Annotated in this window: 16 protein-coding genes; 12 read left to right on the top strand and 4 right to left on the bottom strand. The window is 64.0% G+C overall.

Going from position 1 to position 20,784, the window contains the following annotated elements:
- Positions 1-145: 145 nt before the first annotated feature.
- Positions 146-1,027 (top strand): hypothetical protein, encoded by an 882-nt coding sequence (locus tag E3N94_RS14810; protein ID WP_134570491.1) that lies wholly within the window; start codon positions 146-148, stop codon positions 1,025-1,027.
- Between the two features lie 153 nt (positions 1,028-1,180).
- Positions 1,181-1,426: a tyrosine-type recombinase/integrase gene (locus tag E3N94_RS14805; protein WP_134570490.1), complete on the top strand. Its 246-nt coding sequence runs from the start codon at positions 1,181-1,183 to the stop codon at positions 1,424-1,426.
- Positions 1,427-1,530: 104 nt separating this feature from the next.
- Here the strand turns inward: E3N94_RS14805 and E3N94_RS14800 are convergent, their stop codons facing one another.
- Entirely contained in the window at positions 1,531-2,562 is a 1,032-nt protein-coding gene (locus E3N94_RS14800) for a DUF4062 domain-containing protein (protein ID WP_134570489.1), read from the bottom strand.
- Positions 2,563-3,013: 451 nt separating this feature from the next.
- Between E3N94_RS14800 and E3N94_RS14795 the strand changes: the two genes are divergently transcribed.
- Together E3N94_RS14795 and E3N94_RS14790 are read left to right on the top strand one after the other, a co-directional pair.
- Positions 3,014-3,289 carry a hypothetical protein gene (locus tag E3N94_RS14795; RefSeq protein ID WP_134570488.1) on the top strand — a complete coding sequence of 92 codons (276 nt, stop codon included), beginning with the start codon at positions 3,014-3,016 and terminating at the stop codon, positions 3,287-3,289.
- Between the two features lie 301 nt (positions 3,290-3,590).
- The gene (locus E3N94_RS14790; RefSeq protein WP_134570487.1) at positions 3,591-4,292 is read left to right on the top strand and encodes an SOS response-associated peptidase; all 702 of its coding nucleotides are present in this window, start codon (positions 3,591-3,593) and stop codon (positions 4,290-4,292) included.
- A 292-nt stretch (positions 4,293-4,584) separates the two neighbouring features.
- Here E3N94_RS14790 and E3N94_RS14785 read toward each other — a convergent pair whose 3' ends face one another.
- The gene (locus E3N94_RS14785) at positions 4,585-5,550 is read right to left on the bottom strand and encodes an aldose 1-epimerase family protein (RefSeq protein ID WP_134570486.1); all 966 of its coding nucleotides are present in this window, start codon (positions 5,548-5,550) and stop codon (positions 4,585-4,587) included.
- A gap of 328 nt (positions 5,551-5,878) precedes the next feature.
- The gene (locus E3N94_RS14780) at positions 5,879-6,817 is read right to left on the bottom strand and encodes an NAD(P)-dependent oxidoreductase (RefSeq protein ID WP_198416298.1); all 939 of its coding nucleotides are present in this window, start codon (positions 6,815-6,817) and stop codon (positions 5,879-5,881) included.
- Positions 6,818-7,097: 280 nt separating this feature from the next.
- Between E3N94_RS14780 and E3N94_RS14775 the strand changes: the two genes are divergently transcribed.
- The 7 genes from E3N94_RS14775 (at position 7,098) to E3N94_RS14745 (ending at position 16,231) form a co-directional block, all read left to right on the top strand.
- Entirely contained in the window at positions 7,098-7,925 is an 828-nt protein-coding gene (locus E3N94_RS14775; RefSeq protein WP_134570485.1) for a DeoR/GlpR family DNA-binding transcription regulator, read from the top strand.
- A 168-nt stretch (positions 7,926-8,093) separates the two neighbouring features.
- Entirely contained in the window at positions 8,094-9,314 is a 1,221-nt protein-coding gene (locus E3N94_RS14770) for a carbohydrate kinase family protein (RefSeq protein WP_241987138.1), read from the top strand.
- Positions 9,315-9,325: 11 nt separating this feature from the next.
- Entirely contained in the window at positions 9,326-10,225 is a 900-nt protein-coding gene (locus E3N94_RS14765; protein WP_134570484.1) for an aldolase, read from the top strand.
- A complete protein-coding gene (locus E3N94_RS14760) occupies positions 10,225-11,529 on the top strand; it encodes an AGE family epimerase/isomerase (protein ID WP_277870685.1) in 1,305 nt (434 codons plus the stop codon). Before E3N94_RS14765 ends, E3N94_RS14760 begins: the two co-directional genes overlap by 1 nt.
- 137 nt (positions 11,530-11,666) lie before the next feature.
- Entirely contained in the window at positions 11,667-13,127 is a 1,461-nt protein-coding gene (locus E3N94_RS14755) for an MFS transporter (protein WP_134570483.1), read from the top strand.
- Positions 13,127-15,400, top strand: coding sequence for a glycoside hydrolase family 31 protein (locus E3N94_RS14750; protein ID WP_134570482.1), 2,274 nt, complete (start codon positions 13,127-13,129; stop codon positions 15,398-15,400). Before E3N94_RS14755 ends, E3N94_RS14750 begins: the two co-directional genes overlap by 1 nt.
- A 105-nt stretch (positions 15,401-15,505) precedes the next feature.
- Positions 15,506-16,231 (top strand): sulfite exporter TauE/SafE family protein, encoded by a 726-nt coding sequence (locus tag E3N94_RS14745; protein ID WP_134570481.1) that lies wholly within the window; start codon positions 15,506-15,508, stop codon positions 16,229-16,231.
- Positions 16,232-16,365: 134 nt separating this feature from the next.
- Here the strand turns inward: E3N94_RS14745 and dnaE are convergent, their stop codons facing one another.
- Positions 16,366-19,680, bottom strand: coding sequence for a DNA polymerase III subunit alpha (gene dnaE / locus E3N94_RS14740; RefSeq protein WP_134570480.1), 3,315 nt, complete (start codon positions 19,678-19,680; stop codon positions 16,366-16,368).
- 412 nt (positions 19,681-20,092) lie between these two features.
- Between dnaE and E3N94_RS14735 the strand changes: the two genes are divergently transcribed.
- On the top strand, positions 20,093-20,596 hold the full coding sequence (locus tag E3N94_RS14735) for a DUF2510 domain-containing protein (RefSeq protein ID WP_134570479.1): 504 nt from the start codon (positions 20,093-20,095) through the stop codon (positions 20,594-20,596).
- The last annotated feature ends 188 nt before the right edge of the window (positions 20,597-20,784 follow it).

Raw genomic sequence — 20,784 nt, 5'->3', positions numbered from 1 at the left:
GCGTGTCGTTTTTGACGAGCCGCTCCGTCGCCGCGGACCGGCGGCGAGGTCACCGGGCACGCCTCCACACCCCCGGTCCCGCGTCAACCGGGCACAGATTCCGGTGGCCACCGGGGGGAGCCGCGGGCGCACCTAGCCTCCCGATATGGATTTTACGCGCGACATCGTAGCTCGCCGCCCGGATCACGGCATGACCGGGCTCGACCTGCGCCTGGTTTTCCCCGCGGCGACCGCCTGGCTGGCGGCCTGGTTGCTCATCGCCTTCCCCGGGTGGGCACCCGGCGCTCAGGCTGCGTTATGGGCCGCCGCCCTGGGCGTGGGTCTGGTTGTGGCGCGTCGACTGGTCCGCGCCCGGGGGGTGTCGGCCTGGGGTGTCGGCCTGGTCTGTTGCGCTGCGGCCGCGCTGATGGCATCCGCGGTCACGGTCGCTGCGCCCGGGCGGCTGCCGGAAACCGTGCGGGAGAGCGCCGCCCGGCAGGAGTCAGTGACCGTGCTCCTCACGGTGGCGTCAATCCCGGTGCAGACCCAGTCGTTCGGTGCTCCCGCACTCTTCGGCCCGGCTGGCTCTGACTCCGGAGCGTCCGCCCGGGTGCGCTTCCGCGGCACCCTGACCGGGATCGAGCAGGGCGAGGTCGCCCGGAAGGGTGCTGGGCGGGGTCTGTCGGTTCCGGTGGTCGTGTTCGCGGAGACTGCGAGCGGACAGACGACCGCGCTTCAGATCGGCAGTGTCGTGCGGCTGGACGCCACCCTTCGGCTCACGGCGGCCGGGGATGCGGCATCCGCCCTGGTGTTTGGGCGTGGTCCGCCCGAGCTCCTCGTGACACCACCCTGGTGGCTCGGCTGGGCCGGGGAACTGCGCACCCTGTTCACGACCGCCGCGGGCGATCTGCCCGGCGACGGCGGTGACCTGCTGCCCGGCTTGGCCATTGGTGACACGAGCTCGGTCGAGTCAGACCTCGACGCGGCCATGAAGACGAGTTCGCTCAGCCACCTCACGGCAGTGTCTGGGGACACTGTCGGGTTATAAGGTGGGTCACTGATTTGTCGTGGTGACTGCGGTTTGTGGGGCAAACCGGCCCAAGGTTTGCTGATCTCAGACCAGCGCAAACGTCGAACTAGACCCTGGACGCCGTTGCTTCGGCGAGGCGTCGATGATCCTGTGTTTCGGGCCTGGATCGCTATGCGCGGCGATGATGACGGACCACTGATCACACCCATCACCCGCAGGCTACCGATTCAGGCTGATGTCGCCAAGCGTATGGCGACCAATAACGTCGCTCAGGCAGCGACTCGTCGTTTTGGTGACGACGTGAAGCCTTACGACCTACGACGCACCGTTACTGGCAACATGCTCGAGTCCGGTTCTGATCTTTCGGTCGTGTCACAGGGGCTTGGACACGTCACCCCCGCAACCACCGCTGGCTAGGACCGACGTAACCTGGCTGCACGTCTGGCGGCTGTTGAGAAGCTGCGCGTGCCATGTGAAGACGTTGCTGGACAGCTTCTGCCTGTTGGAATTTTAGCGCCCCACTAGATCTTGATGACGCTGCTGATCTCTGCGCGGAGGGAGACGAGATAGTCATCTCCGGCCTGTGTTAGCTTCCAATACACCGCTTTGTCGCTGACAGTGCGCTTCTTGGTGCCTATGGTGATCAAGCCAAGTGCCCTTAGCTGAACGATGATTGCACCCCATGACCTATCCGAAATCTCCGCAGACTCGTGTGACCAGCCGGTAGACCAGCTCTTCGGGTCGCCTTGGATCTCGCTCAGCATGTGACTATTGAGCGTTTTTCTAAGTGCGGGCTCAGGAGCCTCGTCGATCATGAACGGTCCCAAAACATCTACGATCTCATCCCACGTATAGGTGAGGTCGCCGTCCTCTTCTTGTCGGCCGTATGCGTAGCCCTCGTGCTTAATGGAGAGTTCTACCTCTTCTTGACCATGGGCGTAGGCGTCGTTCATGTGCGAAGCGCCGGTGGTAGCGGTCTCTAGCTCCTTCTTCTCAAGCTTGGCGATCTTCGCTTCGAGCTCTGCGATCTCGGCGCGGGTCTCCGGCGTCATTGCTGAATCGCCGCGCACCCATCCCGGTCGCGGGTTGTTCTTGATGAGGTGGATGAGCCCACGCGTGACTTTTGAGCCGAGATCTTCCGCGTTCTTCCAGTCCTTGGTCATCCGGGTCTGGGCTTTGGCGCGAAACTTTGCGAGCTTCCCCGCCGCAGCTTCATTTTTATCCGTCTTGCCGGCCGCAATTTCGTCAGCGTCTGCGTGGACAAATCCCATCACGGGGATACCGCGCTCGATTGCGTAGTCGTACTCCATCTCGGTGAAGCTGATACCTTCTTCGGTCATTGAGCCATACCGGCCACCGAGGATTACGAGGTAGTAGTCACTCTGATCGATCACGCCTTTGATGAGCGACCACTGGTCAGTGTTGCCCGCGGGGAACAGCTCCATGCCGGCCGGCAGGCAGTCCATCTCGAGTAGCGCCTGCATGACCTCGCGGCGCTCGTCAATGAGGTCGGTGAAAGTCGAGCTGATGAAAACTTGATATCGCTGATCCATGACTGAATGCTATCGGGGTGTTGTTCGCCGTCTCAGAATCCGACGGTGGTTGAGATTCAGCCATGATCTACCCAATGAACCCGGGATCTGACCTGTTTGGTGGCAAGTTTCTGCGCTTAGCAGCGCTCGGGTGGGTGCAGTGGCCTGAGAGCACGCTGTCGCACTGACCCGCTACACGAGGAGTTTCACTTACCGCTACCGCCCGAGCCGACGAACTCCGCGCGTCAGCCCTTTATGGGCTCGTGGAGCGCCTACAGCCCGAACTGACTGCGGAATGAGCGGAGCTTGCGGCTTCCAGCCAGGAACACTATGCATGCCTTAGTTAGACCGATCCGGGCTTGGTCGGGAAACCCTTCTTGAGTAATGCCGCGACTGCGCTCATCGCAACAAATCCGAGCACCGTCTTGATATCACCGTCGATGAGTTGCTCAATAAACTCAACTCCGGCGAGATGGGTGGAATCAAGGTCGGGGATCAGTTCCGGGTGACTGGCGAGTTGTTCATGTCCGACCTGTGGATGAGCTCCCCGGCCACAGGAGAGTACTTCGTCCTGCTGAAAGCCCAAGATGGAGCCGACGACCTGATGGCGTTCGTCAGGGAGTCCGATGCAGTCGGATGGCAGGACGGCACAAAGATCGAAATGATTGCAACGAATGTTGAGGTCACGTTCAACGGCGAGACCACGGATGGCTGGCTGAGGGCCCAGTCCGCGAAGACAATCTCGTAGCTACCTTCTACCGTCGAGCGCGCGCCCTGGGACTACTCCCAGATCAGTCTGGTGGCGGATCTCGAGGCCAAGCACGGGTTCGCGCGTAGTGTGGCCGTCATGGACGACGACCTGGGTGTGCCGAACTGCGAACGCTGCTTGGTTCCCATGGCGATTGAGGGCACAGATGAAGGCCCCTACTGGTGTTGCCCAGAGTGCAGGATTGTTCGGCTCGCTTGACGTCCCTCTTCCTGGTGGCGCTCAGAAGGGAACAGGACGATCCCATTGCTGACGAGGCCGGGGGAGAGCTAGCTTCAACTGCATGTGCGGCAGATACGTGGTCCCCAACACGTCAGACGAATTGCTGAGCCTCTTCGACGCTTCCAACTCCAACGCGGCGGATTGGGAGCCCTCGTACAGCGTCGCCCCCACGGACTCGGCACCCATCGTGCGCGAATGGATCCACGAAGAAACAGTGCAGCGGGACGTGGACTTTGCGTCGTGGGGATTGAAACCGGGCTGGGCAAAACCGGGCGGCCCCGCCCCCATCAACGCACGACTGGAATCGGTGGCCAGCAACGGCATGTTCCGCAGCTCTTTTGCCAGCCAACGGTGCCTGGTGCCCATGGCCGGCTACTACGAGTGGCAGCAGATGGAAGACGGCAAGCAGCCTTACTTCCTCCACGGTGACGGCGATGTGCTGGCGGCGGCCGGCCTCTACGCGGCTCGCCAGGAGGACGACGTGTGGAAGATCTCGTTCACGATCATCACGCGCGCTGCTCGTGACGCGTCCGGAGAGATCCACGACCGCATGCCCGTGTTCTTGACCCCGGACGTGTGGGGCCGCTGGCTGAGCCCGGAGAAGATCAGCGACAAGGAAGAGGCGCTCTCAATGCTGGACCGCAGCTCCGTCGCTGTTGCCAAGACCGTGACGGCGTACCCGGTGTCCCGGGTGGTCAACAATGTCCGCACCATCTATAGCGAGGACCCGCGATTGATCGAACCGATCCCTCTGGCCTCGTAGGCAGCGGGCTCGCCCGTTTCGCGTGACGACATGTGTGTCGAGTCCCCTGCGACTGAGGACCTACCCGTGCGTTGCGGGCGGCCGAGATGGCCTTCCGGCCCGATGCGTCCAGTGACTGAGCACGGAATCGCAATCTCTGTGCAACGTCGACGCCGAGTCTGAGTGCGCGAGAGCCGTCCAATCCCTTCAGGCACGGAGCGGGTGTTCGGCTTCCTGTATGCCTGAAGGAGGGTGTGACAGCTTGATCAGTTGTTGGTGCCTGTCGCTTCAATTCGGGAGAGACCTCGCCTAGCTAGTCGATTGCTCGAATGGTCCAGGAAGCGCGTGTGGAGTCTGCTGGCTCAAGGACCTTCAGGTTCACTCCGGAGTTGAAGGCATCCGGCGGGCAGGTCATTGGTTCGACGGCTAGTCCAATCCTGTCAATCGAGGGTATGGGTTTGTCGGCCGTATGCACCTGTGCCCAGGGGCATTCAGTACCCCAGCTCAGCGCCACTCCACTGCCCGCGTTCGTCGTCACTCGAACTGTCGCTGTGTTTTCCTCGTCCCGGTCGAGGCCTGTGAAGGCGTGGTCGATGAACGTGTCATCGATAGCCCGTGGCGTGCGGAAGTCAAAGGTTGCAAGATCGACGGCATCGACGGCATCGACGGCATCGACGGCATCGACGGCATCGACGGCACGAAGGCGCAGGGGAATGAGACGGTCTGGAGTCACTGTCAACACTTGCCGGGCCGGGAGTTCGAGCGTCCAGTCGTTGACGCGGCCCTCGCCGGCGACGAGGTAGGGGTGCGCGGCAACACCAAAAGGAGCGGCAGTCGGCCCGGTATTCACTGCTACCACTGTCGTTCGAAGGCCCCCGGCGTCAAGCGCAAACTCCACCTCCATCGTCACCTGGTGGGGGTACCCCAGTTGCGCCTCGACGGTTGCCTGTAGGACGAGCCGATCGGACGTCTGCCTAACCACAGTGAAGTTCAGCCAGGCCACGAGCCCATGTATCGCGTGTCCCCTCAATGGCTCGGTGATGCTGAGCTGTTGCTCGACGCCACCGAATGTGTACCTTCCATCCACGACTCGGTTCGGCCACGGTGCCAGGATGGCGCCGCGAAAGAAGGGTCGCACCTCGTTTGCATCGAACGGCACGATGAGGTTACGCCCGTGATATTGAAGCGATCGAAGGCTCGCGCCGATGCTCGCGATCGAGGCGGTGTACCCGTAGGCCTCGAGAACGAATTGGGTTCCTGAAAGCGGCCTCAGCGACATGGAGTTCGGCGGCCGCGAAGGTCGGACACCCGACGAGCTGTCACCCCGGGGAGCATAAGTGCCGGCCTGTCCACTTGCTCTGAAGATGTTTGGGAGGCTCGAATCGGCGATGTTGTCCCCTTCGTTTTGCAGTGCTTTTGATGGGTTAGAGAGGACGTGCGCCCTCTCAAGTACGAAGCTGGTTCGTGAACGGCGCCGTCGAAACTCAGCGGCGGGTCAGCCGCTGGCTCCCGGGTCTCGCTGCACCTCATCAGCACCGACGGCGCCTCCACCGGCCTCGTTATGTTCACCTCGGGCGAGCCGGAAGAGTTGGACGCCCTCGTACCGCTTACCTCGCGGCGCGATTCCCGCGAGCCACCCGCTGTGGGTCGAGTGGCTCAACGATTGCGGCGGCATCCAGTGAACCGTGGCCGGAGGCACTTGCAGTAGTGAATGCGGACAGGGAGGCCGCGGCCATGGGGGTTGGGACGTGCCACTCGGCGGCGGCGTTGACCGAGAGTCGCAAGTCCTTGGCAGCCATGTCGACTGCGAACCTTGGGGCGAGGTCGTCCTCGACCAACCAATCAAGACGGAGGTCTGCCTGAACAGACCAGCCCCCGGTCGTACGCAGTGCCTCCGTGAACATGTCAGCGGGAATCCCTGCGCGTCGGGCGAGGACATACCCTTCCGCGAGGACTGCGAGGTTGCTCATCCCGACAAGGTTGGAGACGAGCTTGAAGATCGTGGCTCCTTCGACGGACCCCATGTCGTAGACATTGTTCGATAGCACCTTCAGCAGTGGAGAGAGGCGCTCGATGTCCTCGGGAGTACCGCCAACGAAGGCGGGAATCTCGCCCTTCTCGGCATGGGCCGGCGTCTTGCCCACCGTGCAGGCAACGAAGGACGCGGACGTGGAGGATGCGATCATGTCGCTGATTCGACGAGAAGTCGTGGGGTCGATCGTTGAAAGATCGACCGCAATGGAACCGGCGGCGAGATTCGGGGCCTGCTCAACCCAAAACTTCTCCACCAGCTCGGGTGTTGGTAGCGATGTAAACACCACAGCGGACCCGGTGACAGCATCCGTCGCGGAGAGAGCAGCGACGGCACCGGCCCCGCAAGCACGGTCAATCGCCGGGCCGGACAGGTCGAACACGCGCATAGCCCATCCAGCCTTGGCGAGGTTTCGGGCGATGGCTCCACCCATGGCTCCCAGGCCCACGAAACCGATGCTGTCGCTGGGGACGATGGGGCTCATCGTTGTGGGCAACTGAATCTGACTGGGCATCCTTGCTCCTCCATAAAAGCAGCGCGAATACTTGGCTGCCACAAGATGCGGCACCGAGCTGCGCTGCCTGTTCGACTATAGCCCTTGTTTGGGACCCTGCGCACAACATTGTGTTGTTTATCTACCAGAAATTCGGTGGTGAGTCACGATTGGAATCAAGTTAACGAAGAAGTATCGCTTTGCCGCTCTGGGACAACTAGAGCCCTAGTTTGTGAGAAGATTGTGAAATTCCTCCGGTTTGATTTAAAGTTGTTAGTCCAATCGAAAGGAAGTCAGCGAAATGAGCGCTCAACCTATGCGCTATACGGGGGCACCCGAGCGCCGTGCGGCAATCGTTGAAGGCCTTCGCGCGACTGGTTTCGCCTCAATTGCAGTGCTTTCACAACGCCTCAGTGTCTCGGAGATGACCGTCCGGCGTGATGTCCGGCGGCTTCAAGAGGACGGGGAAGCGGTCGCTGTGCATGGTGGCGTTCGGCTTCGACGTGCTGAAACGGATGACGATCCGAATGCTCCGGGATACAACGGACGAGAGAGCGCCCGGAATGCTGCCAAACGAACGGTTGGCCAATCCGCGGCCGCGTGTGTGCTGCCCGATGACGTGATTGCCATTGATGCCGGCACGACGACGATCGAGCTCGCACGAGCTCTCTCCTCAGATTTTCATGGGACGGTCATCACCCACTCGCTCCCAGTAGTCAACCGCCTCCTCGACCAGCCCGCCGTAACTGTGATCGCGCTGGGTGGTGACTTGCACCGTGCAAGCCGCGCCCTCGTCGGTTCGGCAACCGTCGAAATGGCGCACCGCTACCGTGTCCGAACCTTTTACCTGGCTGCCGCAGCAGTCGACGAGCGTGGCGTGTATGCCTCCGCGGATGTCGAAAGGCTCGTCAAACTGGAACTCATGGATATCGCTGACCGTGTCGTGCTGTTGATTGACCACGGGAAGTTCTCGGCTCGCGGGCCGGTCTTTCTCTGCGACTGGGGCCGGCTGTCCGCTGTGGTGACGGATCGCCAACCGCCCGCTGGTATTGCTGAGCGACTCCAGGCGGACGGCATCGAGATCGTTCTGCCCGATGAGTCAGAGCGCACTAACGCTGCGTCATTCTGAATCGACACTTCGCCACTGAAGGTCCCCATTTGATCGAGGGGTTCTCGGTCCCCTCCGCGCAGGAATGCTCTGTCTCGCGCATGAAGTGTGCACTTATTACGCTGACTTCTGGTCGAAAGCCTTGTCCAACGATCAGAAACGCACGAATGTAACATTCTTCACAAATTCGTGCTCCAGTGCTTTGGCCCGCCGCTGGGCCGCATTCAGGGACAAACGCCGCAACTGCATGCCCGTGGCGGAGCGCAGCGCGCCTGCTTCCGTGCCGCCATTCGCGAGTTTGTTGCGAAACCAACAGATCTTTGTGTTTGTATTCGCACAAACTGGGGTAGAGTCAACAACTGGCGCAGCGAGTCACCCAGAATCAGTGGCGACCCGGTCCTCGCGCTACTTTTGGGAGGAGCAAGGATGCCCAGTCTGTTTCAGGTTGTCTGCGTCGGAGTCGTGACCATCGACGTCCTGGCGCTCGTGGACCGATACCCGGCCGCGGACGAACGCATTGTTGGTGACCAGATCGCCATTGTGGGGGGTGGGCCGGCAGCTAACGCCGCCGTTGTGCTCGCACGCCAAGGCATTTCGGTGGCCTTTGTCGGCCGCGTGGGTGCCGACCCGGAGGGTGAGCAGGCGGTGCGGCTGCTCGAGATGGAGGGCGTCGACGTCTCAGGTGTCCTGCGCGATCCAGGCGCTCCGACTCAAACGTCGTGTGTCGTGGTTGCAAAAGAATCCAAGACGCGTGCAATTTCCACTCTCACGGTTCCGCCACTGCCGTCGCTCGCTGACATGGGCTCCAGGGCGGTTGAGCTCGTCACGGCGGCCGAGTGGGTTCATGTCGATCACCTCGGGTTCGGCCCCGTCGCCGAACTGTTCGGCACGATGAGTCCCCCGAGTCGTCCACGCCTCGCGGTCGACGCCGGCAACCCGATTGCAGGGCTTGATATCTCCATGCTTGACCTTTACGTCCCCACAGCCGCGTCGCTGGCTGCGCAGTATGACCAGTTGGAAACTGCTGAGGGCGTCGAAAAGGCTGCCGGTCTTGCGCTCGCTGAGGGAGTCCGGGCGGTCGTTGCGACGAGCGGTTCCGATGGATCGACGGCCTGGTGGTCGGCGGAATTCGCGAAAGTCACCAACCCGGGCCGGGTGCACGTGCCGGCATCGGGCGGAATCGAGATCATGTCCACCCTGGGTGCCGGTGACGTGTTCCACGGCGCCTTGCTCTCTGCCATCTGCCGCGGCTTGGACTGGCCTGAGGCACTTCGGCAGGCCAATGACACCGCGGCGCTGTCCTGCCGCGCCCTCGACGGACGCAGCGCCGTGCCGACCCTTGATGAACTCTTCCAGCTTTACGTCGGGCAACCAGAGCGCGGCGTGCTCACCCACAACTCGAACTCATAGGAGACCATAAAATGACCCCCACACCGACCCTCACGACCCCCACAGCCACGCTGCAGGACATCGCACGCCCCTCAGGTGGATTCGCGATGCTCGCCGTTGACCAGCGGGAGGCGCTCCGCAACATGTTCGCGGCCGCCGGCGCCGCAACACCGGTCAGCGACCAGACCCTCACTGATTTCAAGGTGCAGGCAACCCGGATCATCAGCCCGTACGCATCGGGTGTCCTCGTTGACCGGCAGTTCTCGTATGACGCCGTGCTCGCCGCCGACGCCGTCGACCCGACGTGTGGGCTCATTGTTGCCGCGGATGACTTCCTGCCCGGCAACGGAATCCCTGTCGACAGCGTGCAGATCGACCGCGCCATCGACCCCGCGGCTCTTCGGGCAGCTGGCGTGAAGGCGCTCAAGCTGCTCGTTCTGTGGCGCTCCGACGAGCCGGCCGAGCAGCGGGTGGCGATGGTCTCCGAATTCGGCGCGATGTGCCGCGACGCGGGACTCTTGAGCATCATCGAGCCGGTCGTGCGGCCTCCCCGCCGCGGCGCAGACTTCGACAAGGAAGCCGCGATCATCGCTGCCGCCACCGAGCTCGGCGACACCGGAGCCGACCTTTACAAAGGCGAGATGCCCTACGGGGCACAGGCCGACGACAAGACGCTCTTCGACGCATGCCGTCGGCTTGACGGTGAGCTGAACATGCCGTGGGTCATCCTCTCCTCGGGAGTCGATGCGGACATCTTCGGGAAGGCCGTGCGCATCGCCGTCTCGGCAGGTGCCTCCGGGTTCCTGTCCGGCCGCGCCGTCTGGGCATCCGTCGTGGGGGCCACGGACCCCGCCACCATGCTGCGGGATGTCTCGGTGCCGCGGCTCAAGCGACTCGGCGAGATCGTCGACGAAGCTCTGGCGGCCCGCTGATGACCACCACGGAGCAGATCAGCACCCAGGTCACCCAGGAAGACGTGATGAATCCACTCCTGAACTGGATTGGGATGCCGGCACACAACCGCTGGCTCGAGACCGAACTGGACCGGATCCTCGAGTTCGGGCGCAACGGTAAGGTTTCCAACGGTTTCGGCTGGATCAGTAACACCGGCGGCATCCGTGAGGAGATGGGCACTCATCTGTGGATCACCGCGCGGATGGTTCACACCTACGCGGCGGCGGCCGTCCTGGGCCGCCCGGGGGCACGAAGCCTGGCCGCCCACGGCATCGAGTGCCTGACCAACGGCATCCTTCGTGACCGCGTGAACGGCGGCTGGTTCGCCTCGGTGGCGAACGAGGGCGATCAGGTCGTCGACCGCAAGAAGGAGGCCTACGCGCACATGTTCGTCGCGCTGGGTGCGGCGAGCGCGACCGCCGCCGGCATTCCCGGCGCGCGGGAGCTGCTCGACCTGGCTATCGACGTCGTCAACACCCACTTCTGGTCCGACACGGAGAACATGTGTGTGGACAACTGGGACGAGGCCTTCACCGAGTGCGACGACTACCGTGGCGGCAACGCCAACATGCACGCCGTCGAAGCGTTCTTGATCCTCCATGACGTCACTCACGACGACGTGTGGCTGGACCGCTCGATTTCCATTGCTTCGTTGCTCATCCACAAGGTGGCCCGAAGCAACCACTACCGAGTCAATGAGCACTTCGACCAGCAATGGAATCCGATGCTCGACTACAACAAGGACGCGCCCGGCGATCGGTTCCGCGCCTTCGGTGGCACACCGGGTCACTGGGTCGAGTGGGGCCGCCTCCTGGTGCAGCTTCGCGCCACGATGCTGGCCGAGGGCAAGACCCCGCCGGTCTGGCTCGTTGAGGACGCCGAGGGGCTGTTCAACAGTGCCGTCCGTGACGCCTGGTCGACCGATGGCGGCCCCGGCTTCGTCTACTCGGTCGATTGGGAGGGCAAGCCGGTGATCCGCTCGCGGATCCGGTGGGTCATCGTCGAGGCGATCGGCTCGGCCTACGCCCTGCACCAGGTGACCGGCGACGCCAAGTACGCCAGTTACTACCAGGAGTTCTGGGACTACTGCCGCGACTACCTGATCGACTACGAGACCGGATCCTGGTGGCAGGAGCTGAACGAGAAGAACGAGGTCTCCAGCCTGGTCTGGAACGGCAAGCAGGACATCTACCACCTGCTGCACTGCCTGCTAATCCCCCGCCTGCCACTCACACCCGGTCTGGTCCCCGCGCTTACTAAGGGGTTGCTCGACCAGATCTAGAACCGCGCATCCGCCACCCAACAACGCACAACCAAAGCTCGAAAGCATCATCGCGCCACCACTTGGCGCGTGCGAAACCCAACTTCGTCGTGGCCCCACCCGGGGCCACGGCGGTCATCAAAGAAGAGGACAAAAAAATGGGAGTTTCCACACAGACGGGCGAGGCCACTAGAACGGGCCTGCAGCCGGTCCTCAGCCTCAGGGAGAAGCTCGGCTACGGGTCCGGCGACGTCGGATTCAATTTCCTGTTCGATATGGGGCAGCTGTACCTGCTGAAGTTCTTCACCGACGCGCTCGGTATCAATCCCGCCATCGCGGGCACCATCTTCCTCGTCGCCAAGATCTGGGACGCCTTCGCCGACGTCGCGGTGGGCACCTGGGTGGACAACCGCACCAAGCTCGGCAAACGCGGTAAGTACCGCTCGTTCATCTTCTACGCGACCATCCCGCTTGCGCTGATGCTGATCGCGTCGTTCCAGATTCCCGACTTCTCCCTGACTGGACGCACCATCTGGGCCTTCGCCGTCTACATGCTCTTCGGCACCGTCTACTCGATCGCGAACATTCCCTACGGCGCCCTGGTGCCGGCGATGACCCGCAACCTGCAGGAGCGCTCAGTGCTGTCCTCGCTCCGCCAGGGTGGCGGCACGCTCGGCCTGCTGATCTCGACGGTGGTGTTCTGGCCAATCGTGAACGCTTTCGAAGACCAGGCCCAGGGCTACACTGTGGCCGTGACGGTGTTCGCCATCGCCGGCGCCGTGATGATCTACGTGATGTACAACAACGTGCAGGAGCGTTTCGTCGGCAGCCCACAAACTGTGCAGACCGCCGCTCCCAAGGTGCCGCTGTCGACGCAGTACCGCCTGCTCTTCTCGAACCGCCCGCTGATGGGTCTGTGCCTGGCCAACCTGGCCATCTTCTCCGCCTTCAACGTGCGCATTGCGGTGCAGGTGTACTTCACCGAGTACAACCTGGGTGACACCTGGGCACTCTCGTTCATCGGCCTGTTCGCGATCGCCTGGGTCTTCCCCGGCGTCGCGGTGACCCCCTGGCTGACCCGGCGCATCGGCAAGCGCCAGACTTACATCCTGGGCTGTTCCATCTGGTTCGTGGCCGACTTCCTCGCCTTCTTCGTGGTGCATGACACGCTGTCGCTGGTGATCTTGTCCAGCTTCACCTTCTTCGGCAGTGCGCTGCCGAACAGCCTCAACTGGGCCATGGTGTCCGACACTGTGGAATACGGGGAGTGGAAGTCCGGCATCCGCAGCGAAGCCCTCACCTATTCGGCGTTCACCTGGTTCCGCAAGCTGTCCCAGGCCATCGCCGGCTTCATTCCCGGCGTGGTGCTGGCCCTCGTCGCCTACGCCCCCAACGTGGCACAACAGTCCGAACGTGCCCTGTTCGGCATCCGTGCACTGATGTTCCTCTACCCGATGGCCATGTCGATCTTCGCGATCATCGCCATCTGGTTCGTCTACAAGATGTCCGACGAGCGCTGCGTGGAAATTCAGGAGGAATTGTGTGTTCGACACGCCGAGCGGGATGCCGGCGACGGATTCGACTCCCCTGATCTGACCGGAACCCTGGTGACCAAGTAATGATCGACACCAAGACCGAACCGTACATTCTCAAGTACGTCGGCGGCGTCACCGAGACCGAGCATGGCGTCGACTTCCTCGTGACCGGCATGGCGGCGAAAGCACTGCCGGGCATACCCGGGTGGATGACCGGCGAATCTTCGGAAGAGCAAGGCATTGAGACCACGATGCCGAACCTGCCCAAGGACCTGCAGCTTCCAGGCCTGGACCAGATCGAGTACCGGTGCCGGGTGCTGGCCCTCGGGCCGGAGACCGTGAGAGTGGCGATCGCCCCGGCCGAGCACCAGATGTGGCGTGAAGCCGAGGTGTGGCCCGGCATCATGGTCGCCGCGACCAACGGTGACCAGAGCATGCAGCTTCGGGACACCGGCGACGCGCTGGAGATTCGACTGTCCGGTGCCACGCTGCGGATCGGCAAGGCTCCCCTCACCCTGGCGCTATTCCGCGACGGGACCCAGCTGCTGCGTACCGGGGAACGGCTCCGTCAGGTGGCTGGCTTCCCGATGGCGCCGCCCGTGATCGTGCGCAACGGCAGCATCAACCTCAACCTGGAGATGGGCGTCGGCGAGAAGATCTTCGGCTTCGGCGAGCAGTTCTCCCGGTTCGAGAAGAGCGGCCAAGAGCTTGTTCTGGAGGTCAATGACGCGCTCGGCACCGGCACCGGGCTGGCCTACAAGCCGGTGCCGGTGTGGCACTCCACCGCGGGCTATTCCGCCTTCGTCAACACCGGCGCGACCCTCACCGCCGACGTAGGCCACCGGCGGCCCAGCGTGCTCGGGATCACGCTGGAGGATGCCGGCCTCGACCTGATCCTGTTCGCCGCGGCATCCGTCGAACAGCGGTTGGTCGACTACACGGCGTTGACCGGCCGGGCCAAACGGCCGCCGCTCTGGGCGTTCGGATATTGGATGGGACGGTGCCGTTATCACAGCGACACGGAGATGCTCGCCGTCGGCAACACCATGCGGCAACACCAGGTGCCAGGTGACGTTCTCCACCTCGACCCAGACTGGCTGGTCGTTGACCGGCTGAACACCGACTTCATCTGGAACAGCGACCGCTTCGGCGATCGCGGCGCCTTCGTCGACGGCCTCGGCTCGCTGGGATTCCGGCTGTCGGTGTGGGAGCTGCCCTATCTGGATCCGGCCTCGCCGCTGTTTAGAGAAGCCGACGACGGCGGCCACCTGCTGCGGATGCCGGACGGCCGACTGGCCGAGATCCAGGGCACTCCGACCCCCGATGGTCGAATGCGCGCCCTGTTCGACGTCACCAACCCTGCCACCGCGCAGTGGATCCTGGACAAGCAAAAGCCCTTCTTCGACGACGGTGTGGCCGTCATCAAGACCGACTTCGGCGAAGGCTGCCCCTCAGGCGCCGCCGCCGCCGACGGAACGCCCGGCAATTACATCCACAACCTCTACCCGCTGCGCTACAACGGTCTGTTCTCCGACACCATCGGCACCCTCACCGGTCGCGCACCGCTGGTGTGGGGGCGCAGCGGCTGGGCCGGCTCGCAACGCTACCCTGGCCAGTGGGGCGGGGACGCCGAGTCCACAGTGGTGGGGATGCAGGCCACACTGCGAGGCGGCCTGTCGTATGCGACCTGCGCGCCGGGCTACTGGAGCCATGACATCGGCGGCTTCTACGGCCCGGAGCTTACACCCGGCCTGTACATCCGCTGGACCCAGTTCGGCGCCCTCTCCCCCCTGATGAGGGCGCACGGTCTGCGGCCCCGGGAGCCCTGGGAGTTCGGGCCGGACGCGCTTGACGTCTGCCGCGATTGGATCCGACTGCGCTATTCCCTGCTGCCCTACCTGTGGCAGGTGGGCGCCGAGGTCGAGACCGACGGGCTTCCGTTTATCCGCCCACTGTGCTTCCACTACCCCGACGACCAGGTCGCGCTGTCGATCGACGACGAGTACCTGCTCGGCGGCGACCTCCTGGCCGCGCCGGTGATGGACGACGGAATGGAGCCGGTCACCAGGAGGATCTACCTGCCGACCGGAACCTGGTACGACTTCTTCACAGACGAGCGTTTCGAAGGCCCGACGTTCATCGAGCGTCAGGTGTCGATCGAAGAGATGCCGGTCTTCGTGCGCTCCGGCGGCGTCGTGCCACGCGTGCCGGTCACCCCGGATACCCGCAACACCGACGACCTTCGCGGCCAGCCGTGGACCGTGCACGTGTGGGGCGACGTGGCACAGGAGGCAATCGACAGCCTCGAGGGGTTCGACGGCCCGGCACCCATCGCCGAGATCGTCCGCCATGGGTGATCCCCGCCGCCCGCGCGACCTTCCGCCTCGGTGCCCGAAAGCAGCCGAGGCGGGGGGCGCCCGGGCGCCGCGGGGCAACCCCGGCCCAGCCGCACAGGACGTCTGATGGATATGCTCACTCTCGTCGGTGTCGGTGTCGTCTTGTTTTTCGGTTCCTTCATTCAGCGGGTCACCGGGATGGGTTTGGCCCTGGTCGCCGCCCCCTTCCTGGTACTGCTATTGGGCAGTGTGACCGGAGTCCAAACCCTGCAGATGGTCGGACTCGGAGTGTGTCTGGTCAGTGCGATCACGCTGTGGTCCGACGTGAACTTCCGTGTCGCGGGGCTGTTGCTGGTGACTTCCGCGATCGGGCTCGTCCCCGGGACATGGATCGCAAAGTCGCTGCCGGCCAGCTGGCTCGGTATCTTCATCGGTACCGTGACTCTCGCTGCTCTGGCCGCGACGGTATTCCTGCGCAGAAGCAGGGTCTTCGTGGGAGCACGGGGCACCGGAATCGCCGGCGTCCTCTCCGGCTTCATGAACGTAACCGCAGGCGTGGGCGGCCCGCCAATCGCTATCTATGCCAACTCCACCGATTGGGAGTACAGAGAGTATCTGGCCACCGTTCAGCTTTACTTCGCCGGCCTCAACGCTCTGTCCCTGCTCGCACGGGGAATGCCCGACCTCCCGACGGCAGGATGGGCGGTCGCGGCCGGCTCCGCGGTGGCAGGTGTCGTGATCGGAAACCTCCTCAGTTCAACCATCAACGAGTCGATCGCGAAAAAGGCTGTCCTGGCCATCGCCGGCATCGGCTCCCTGGCCACAGTGCTCCAGGGCGTATTGACTCTTTAGCATGACCAACGAAAGCCAGCACGATTCCCGAATGTCGATGACATGATCCGCCCAATCGCTGTGATGGTCACTGGGCCGAGCTCAAGGATCGCCCGCGTGATGTTTTCCGCCTAATTCGGCGTGGCGAGAGAGAGTCAGGCTCTCCGCTTCCACATCTGAATGACGTTGTCCGCGGCCTCCGCATCGACCACAACCCGCTCTCGCTCCAGTTCCGCGGCCTGACGTGCCCGGACCTTCCCTGCCACGTCGAGCAGGTCCCACATCTGTTCGCCGGTCACGGAGACCCCGCGGGCCCCGGTGCGCCGGGTTCGGCCGCGGATGAGGGCGTAGTGGGTGCGGAACACGGGTGCCCCGATCGCAGCCTGTGCGTCGTGGAAGAAGACCACGTTGGATACTGGCCCGCTGCCGTCGTCGAGGGAGAGGAAGACGACGCGTTTGCCGCTGCGCATTGGGGGAGTGTGGGTGGCGCGGCGAACCCCGGCGACCAAGACCTCGGTGCCGCCAGGCAAGTTCACGAGCTCTGACGCGGGGGTGACGCCGAGTTCTTTAAAGAGGGGATAGAAGCGGGTCATCTGGTGCTGGCTGACGGCGAGGCCGAGGTCGCGGAGTTCGATGTCTGTTTGGGTGCGGCCGCGGAGGTCGAGGGCGGTAACAGACCGGTAGAAGTCGGGCAGTGGCAGTTCGATATCGAAGGCGAGCTGGTCGGGGCCGACGGGGAGTGCCTTGCCGCCGAGGCTCTGGATGTGGGAGAGGAGGTCGCCGCGGCGGGCCCGGTCGTAGCCGATGAACGAGTCCAGGGCGCCGACCCGGGCCAACGCTTCGAACGTGCGCCGGCGCGGCCGCACCCGGTCCCGGAAATCCTGCAACGACGAGAACGGTTGATGCTCCGCGATCCGCTGCCGCTCGAGCACACTGGAGCCGGCGAGTTCGGGCAGGGCGAGGCGGATGGCGAGCTGCCCGTCGCCCAGCTGCTCGACCCGGTAGTCCAGCGCGGACTTCTGGACGTCGAGGCCGAGGACGGGGACGCCGAGGTTGCGGGCTTCGGCAACGATGAGGTCCTTGGGCCACATGCCGGGGTCGTGGGTGAGGAGCCCGGCGAAGAACGTGGCCGGGTGGTGCGTTTTCAGCCAGGCGCTCTCGTACGTGGTTCGGGCGAATGCCGCGCCGTGTGCTTTGGCGAACCCGAAACTGCCGAACCCGGACAGCACCTTCCACGCCCGGTCCACGACCGGCGCCGGGAACCCGCGGGTAGCCGCCTGCTGCCGAACGTACGCTTCAATCTCGGCAAGGTCGCCAGATTTCCCGAGGTGCCGACGGAACACATCGGCCTTACCCATGCCGCAGCCGGTCAACTCGTCGAAGAGGCGCATTACCTGCTCGTGAAAGACGACGACACCGTTGGTTTCGGCCAAGAAGGGCTTGAACCGTGGGTGCATGTGGTCGGGTGCGACTTCCCCGTGCCGTGCCTTCAGATACTGGAGGGGCATGTTCGCTTGCATGGGGCCGGGTCGGAACAGGCTGATCTCCACGGTCAGGTCGTTGAACACTGCCGGTTGGAGCTTCCCGATCAGTTCCATCTGTCCGGGGGACTCGAGTTGGAAGACGCCGAGGGTGCGGGTGGTGCGGAGCATTTCGTAGGTAGGTTCGTCGTCGAGGGGAACCCGGTCCAAGTCGATGGTCTCGCCGGTAAGGCGCCGGTGCTCCTCGATCGCAAAGGCCATTGCCGATTGCATTCGGACGCCGAGGATGTCGAGCTTGATCAGACCCATCGGGTCCATGTCGTGCTTGTCGAACTGGGACATCGGCAGCCCCATTCCCGAGCGTTGCACGGGCGTCCGGTCGAGGAGGGACGTGTCGGAGAGGATGACGCCGCACGGGTGCACGCTGATGTGGCGGGGGAGCCGGTCGAGCTTCGCCGTCAGGTCCACCAACTGGTCCAGCTGCTGCGACTCGCGAACCTGCGCCGCGAGGTCGGCGAGTTCTGGTTTCTCTTCGAGGGCCCGGCGGAAGTCGCGGGCGTTGAACCGCCACATCTGCTTCGCGATCGCCGCGACCTGGTCCTCGGGCATGCCGAGGGCGAGCCCGGCGTCCCGGACTGCGCCCCGCCCCCGGTACGCGTTGGTCATCGACATCAGTGACACCCGGTCGGCGCCGAAGACCTGGAACACTTCCCGGTAGATGTCATGACGCCTGGCGGATTCGACGTCGATATCAATGTCGGGGAGGGTCTGGCGTTCGGGGGAGAGGAACCGCTCCCAAATGAGCCCGTTTTCGATCGGTTCGACCGAGGAGGTGCGGAGGGCGTAGTTGAGGACGGAGCCGACACCGGACCCGCGGGCTTGCACCCGGACGCCCATGCCCCGGATCAGGTCGGCGACGCGGGCGACGGTTAGGAAGTACGCGGCGAACCCGAGGTGCTCGACCGTCTCCATCTCATGCGCGAGCTCCTCGTGTGCGGCACGGGCGAGGGCGGTCCCGGCGTATCGGTCATCGATGCCGTGCCGGGCCCGCCGCCACAGCTCCGCGACCGGGTCGCCGACCACCCCGATGATTGAGGCTTCCGGCATCCGCGGAGTGCCGAGTCCGATGTCCGCGGCCGGGTCCAGGGCGCACCGATCCGCAAGCTCCTGTGTGGTGCGGAGCAATTGGTCTAGGGCATCGGGGTTCCGGGCGCCGGCGTCGACAACCATGCGGGCGACCTGGCGCATGTGCTGTGCGTCTTTCAGCCAGGCTTGCCCGTTCGCCTGCGGCTCCTCGAGCTGGGCGAGCGGGGTGAGGAGCCGGGTCGCGTCGGCGAGGTCCGCGGTCGTCGCGTCGCCGGGCTCGCCGTACCGGACCGCGTTGGAGAGAATGGCGGGGGTCCCGGTGTCCTCGGCGAGCCCGAGCATCCGGGTGGCCGCAGCCACGGACCCGCGTTGCCCGGTCGGTGCTAGATGGCAGACGACTTCGAGGGTGACGGACCCGATGGGCATGACCCGGAGCCACGCACGCAACCCCGCAACCGATTCCAGGCTGTCCCGGCGTTCCACCGCGAGCCCCGCGTCGGAGAGCGGCCCGAGGAGCACGGTGAGGGTGCGACCCTCTGCCCAGGTGGCGAGTCGGCGCCGGTCGATGCTCGGCACCCGGCCTGCTTCGTGCGCGGAGCTTACGGCGCGGCAAAGGGCGGCGTAGCCGCGCCCGTCCCCGCCGTGCGCGAGCAGGGTCACCCGGCCGAGCGGCCGGTGCTCATCATCGTGGACGGCCAGGTCCGCGCCCAGGCCCGGCCGAATCCCGGCGGCAGCGCACGCCCGCACGTGCTTCACCGCCCCGTACAGCCCATCCCGGTCGGTCAGGGCGAGGAAGTCAGCACCGGCGGCCGCCGCCTGGTCGACGAGAGCATCGGGCATGGTCACGCCGTAGTGCGGCGAGTACGCGGAGGCGACGTGGAGGTGCGGGAAGCTCTGTCCCAATGCGTACCTCCAACCCCCGTTATCGAACGTTTATTCGATATGGGGAGTGTAGGTCGGGGCCCTGACACTGGCAAGGTCTGCCTGCTGCGTCGCGGGTTTAGTTCCTCTGAACTCGACGACACGGTGACGCCCTACCTGGCCAGAGCGCAACCGTGCTGTCGATGTCAGCAGTTTTGCTCGACCCCTTCGATGTTGCCGGTCTGCATGACGACATGGTCATGCCGCAACTTGCTGCTGGCAGCGAGGAAGCTTGTCTATTCGTCAAGTAGCGCGATGTTCGGGGACCGAGGCAGGTTTCTTTCTCTCTACCCGGGCTGGTCTACAGCTCTAAAAGGGGGCTGGAGGCAGATGCCCGGCCACCCTTATCCTGTGGTCAGCTACGCGCACCTGTGGTGGCGGGGAAGGACACACTGTGGCAGATCATACGACCACACCACAACCATCCGGGTGGTACCCCGATCCGAAGTCCGAGACGTCCAACCAACTGCGCTGGTGGAATGGAACCGACTGGACCGAGCATCTGAAACGCGATCTCCCTGTGGCCCCGCGCCTCAAGAGAACGTTCCTCATGATCACAGCTTCCAGTGTCAAGCGGCCAGTGTCCCGGTGGCGCTTCGTTGGGAGCTACATCTGTCTAGGCGTCGCGGTAGCTGCAACCGCCTACCTCATCTACCACTATTCGGTCCTTGTCCCTCAGCTGTTGAAGTCGAACCCGGCGGACCCGGGTTGGGCGTCGCTCGGATTCTTTATGACCCCGATCATCATCGGTCCGTTCATGGTCATACCTATGATCGCCTCGATCACCCTGAGGTGGACATGGCTGAACATCACCGGCCTTGCCGTCATGCTGTTGCTGCTTTCGGTTCCGTACGTGTTTGATGCGGTTGGGGTAACCAAGCCTTTTTTGGAGCTTTGATGCCTGTCTACGCGTTGCCTCGCTAAACCTGAACGTTGACTCGGAACGACTAGTCGTTCACGCGTGGGCCGGGGCGCTGGGGGCGCTTCGCGACGAGTGGTCACTGGCCCGCGGGGAGTGAGGGCCCCCGGATTGAGTGCAGGTATCTAACGTCTTTACCAGTCACGGAGGCCCTCAGGTGGCACGTT

This window comes from Cryobacterium sp. Sr3 (assembly GCF_004402835.1).
Taxonomy (GTDB): Bacteria; Actinomycetota; Actinomycetes; order Actinomycetales; family Microbacteriaceae; genus Cryobacterium; species Cryobacterium sandaracinum.
This window is presented reverse-complemented; position numbering and strand designations above follow the sequence as displayed.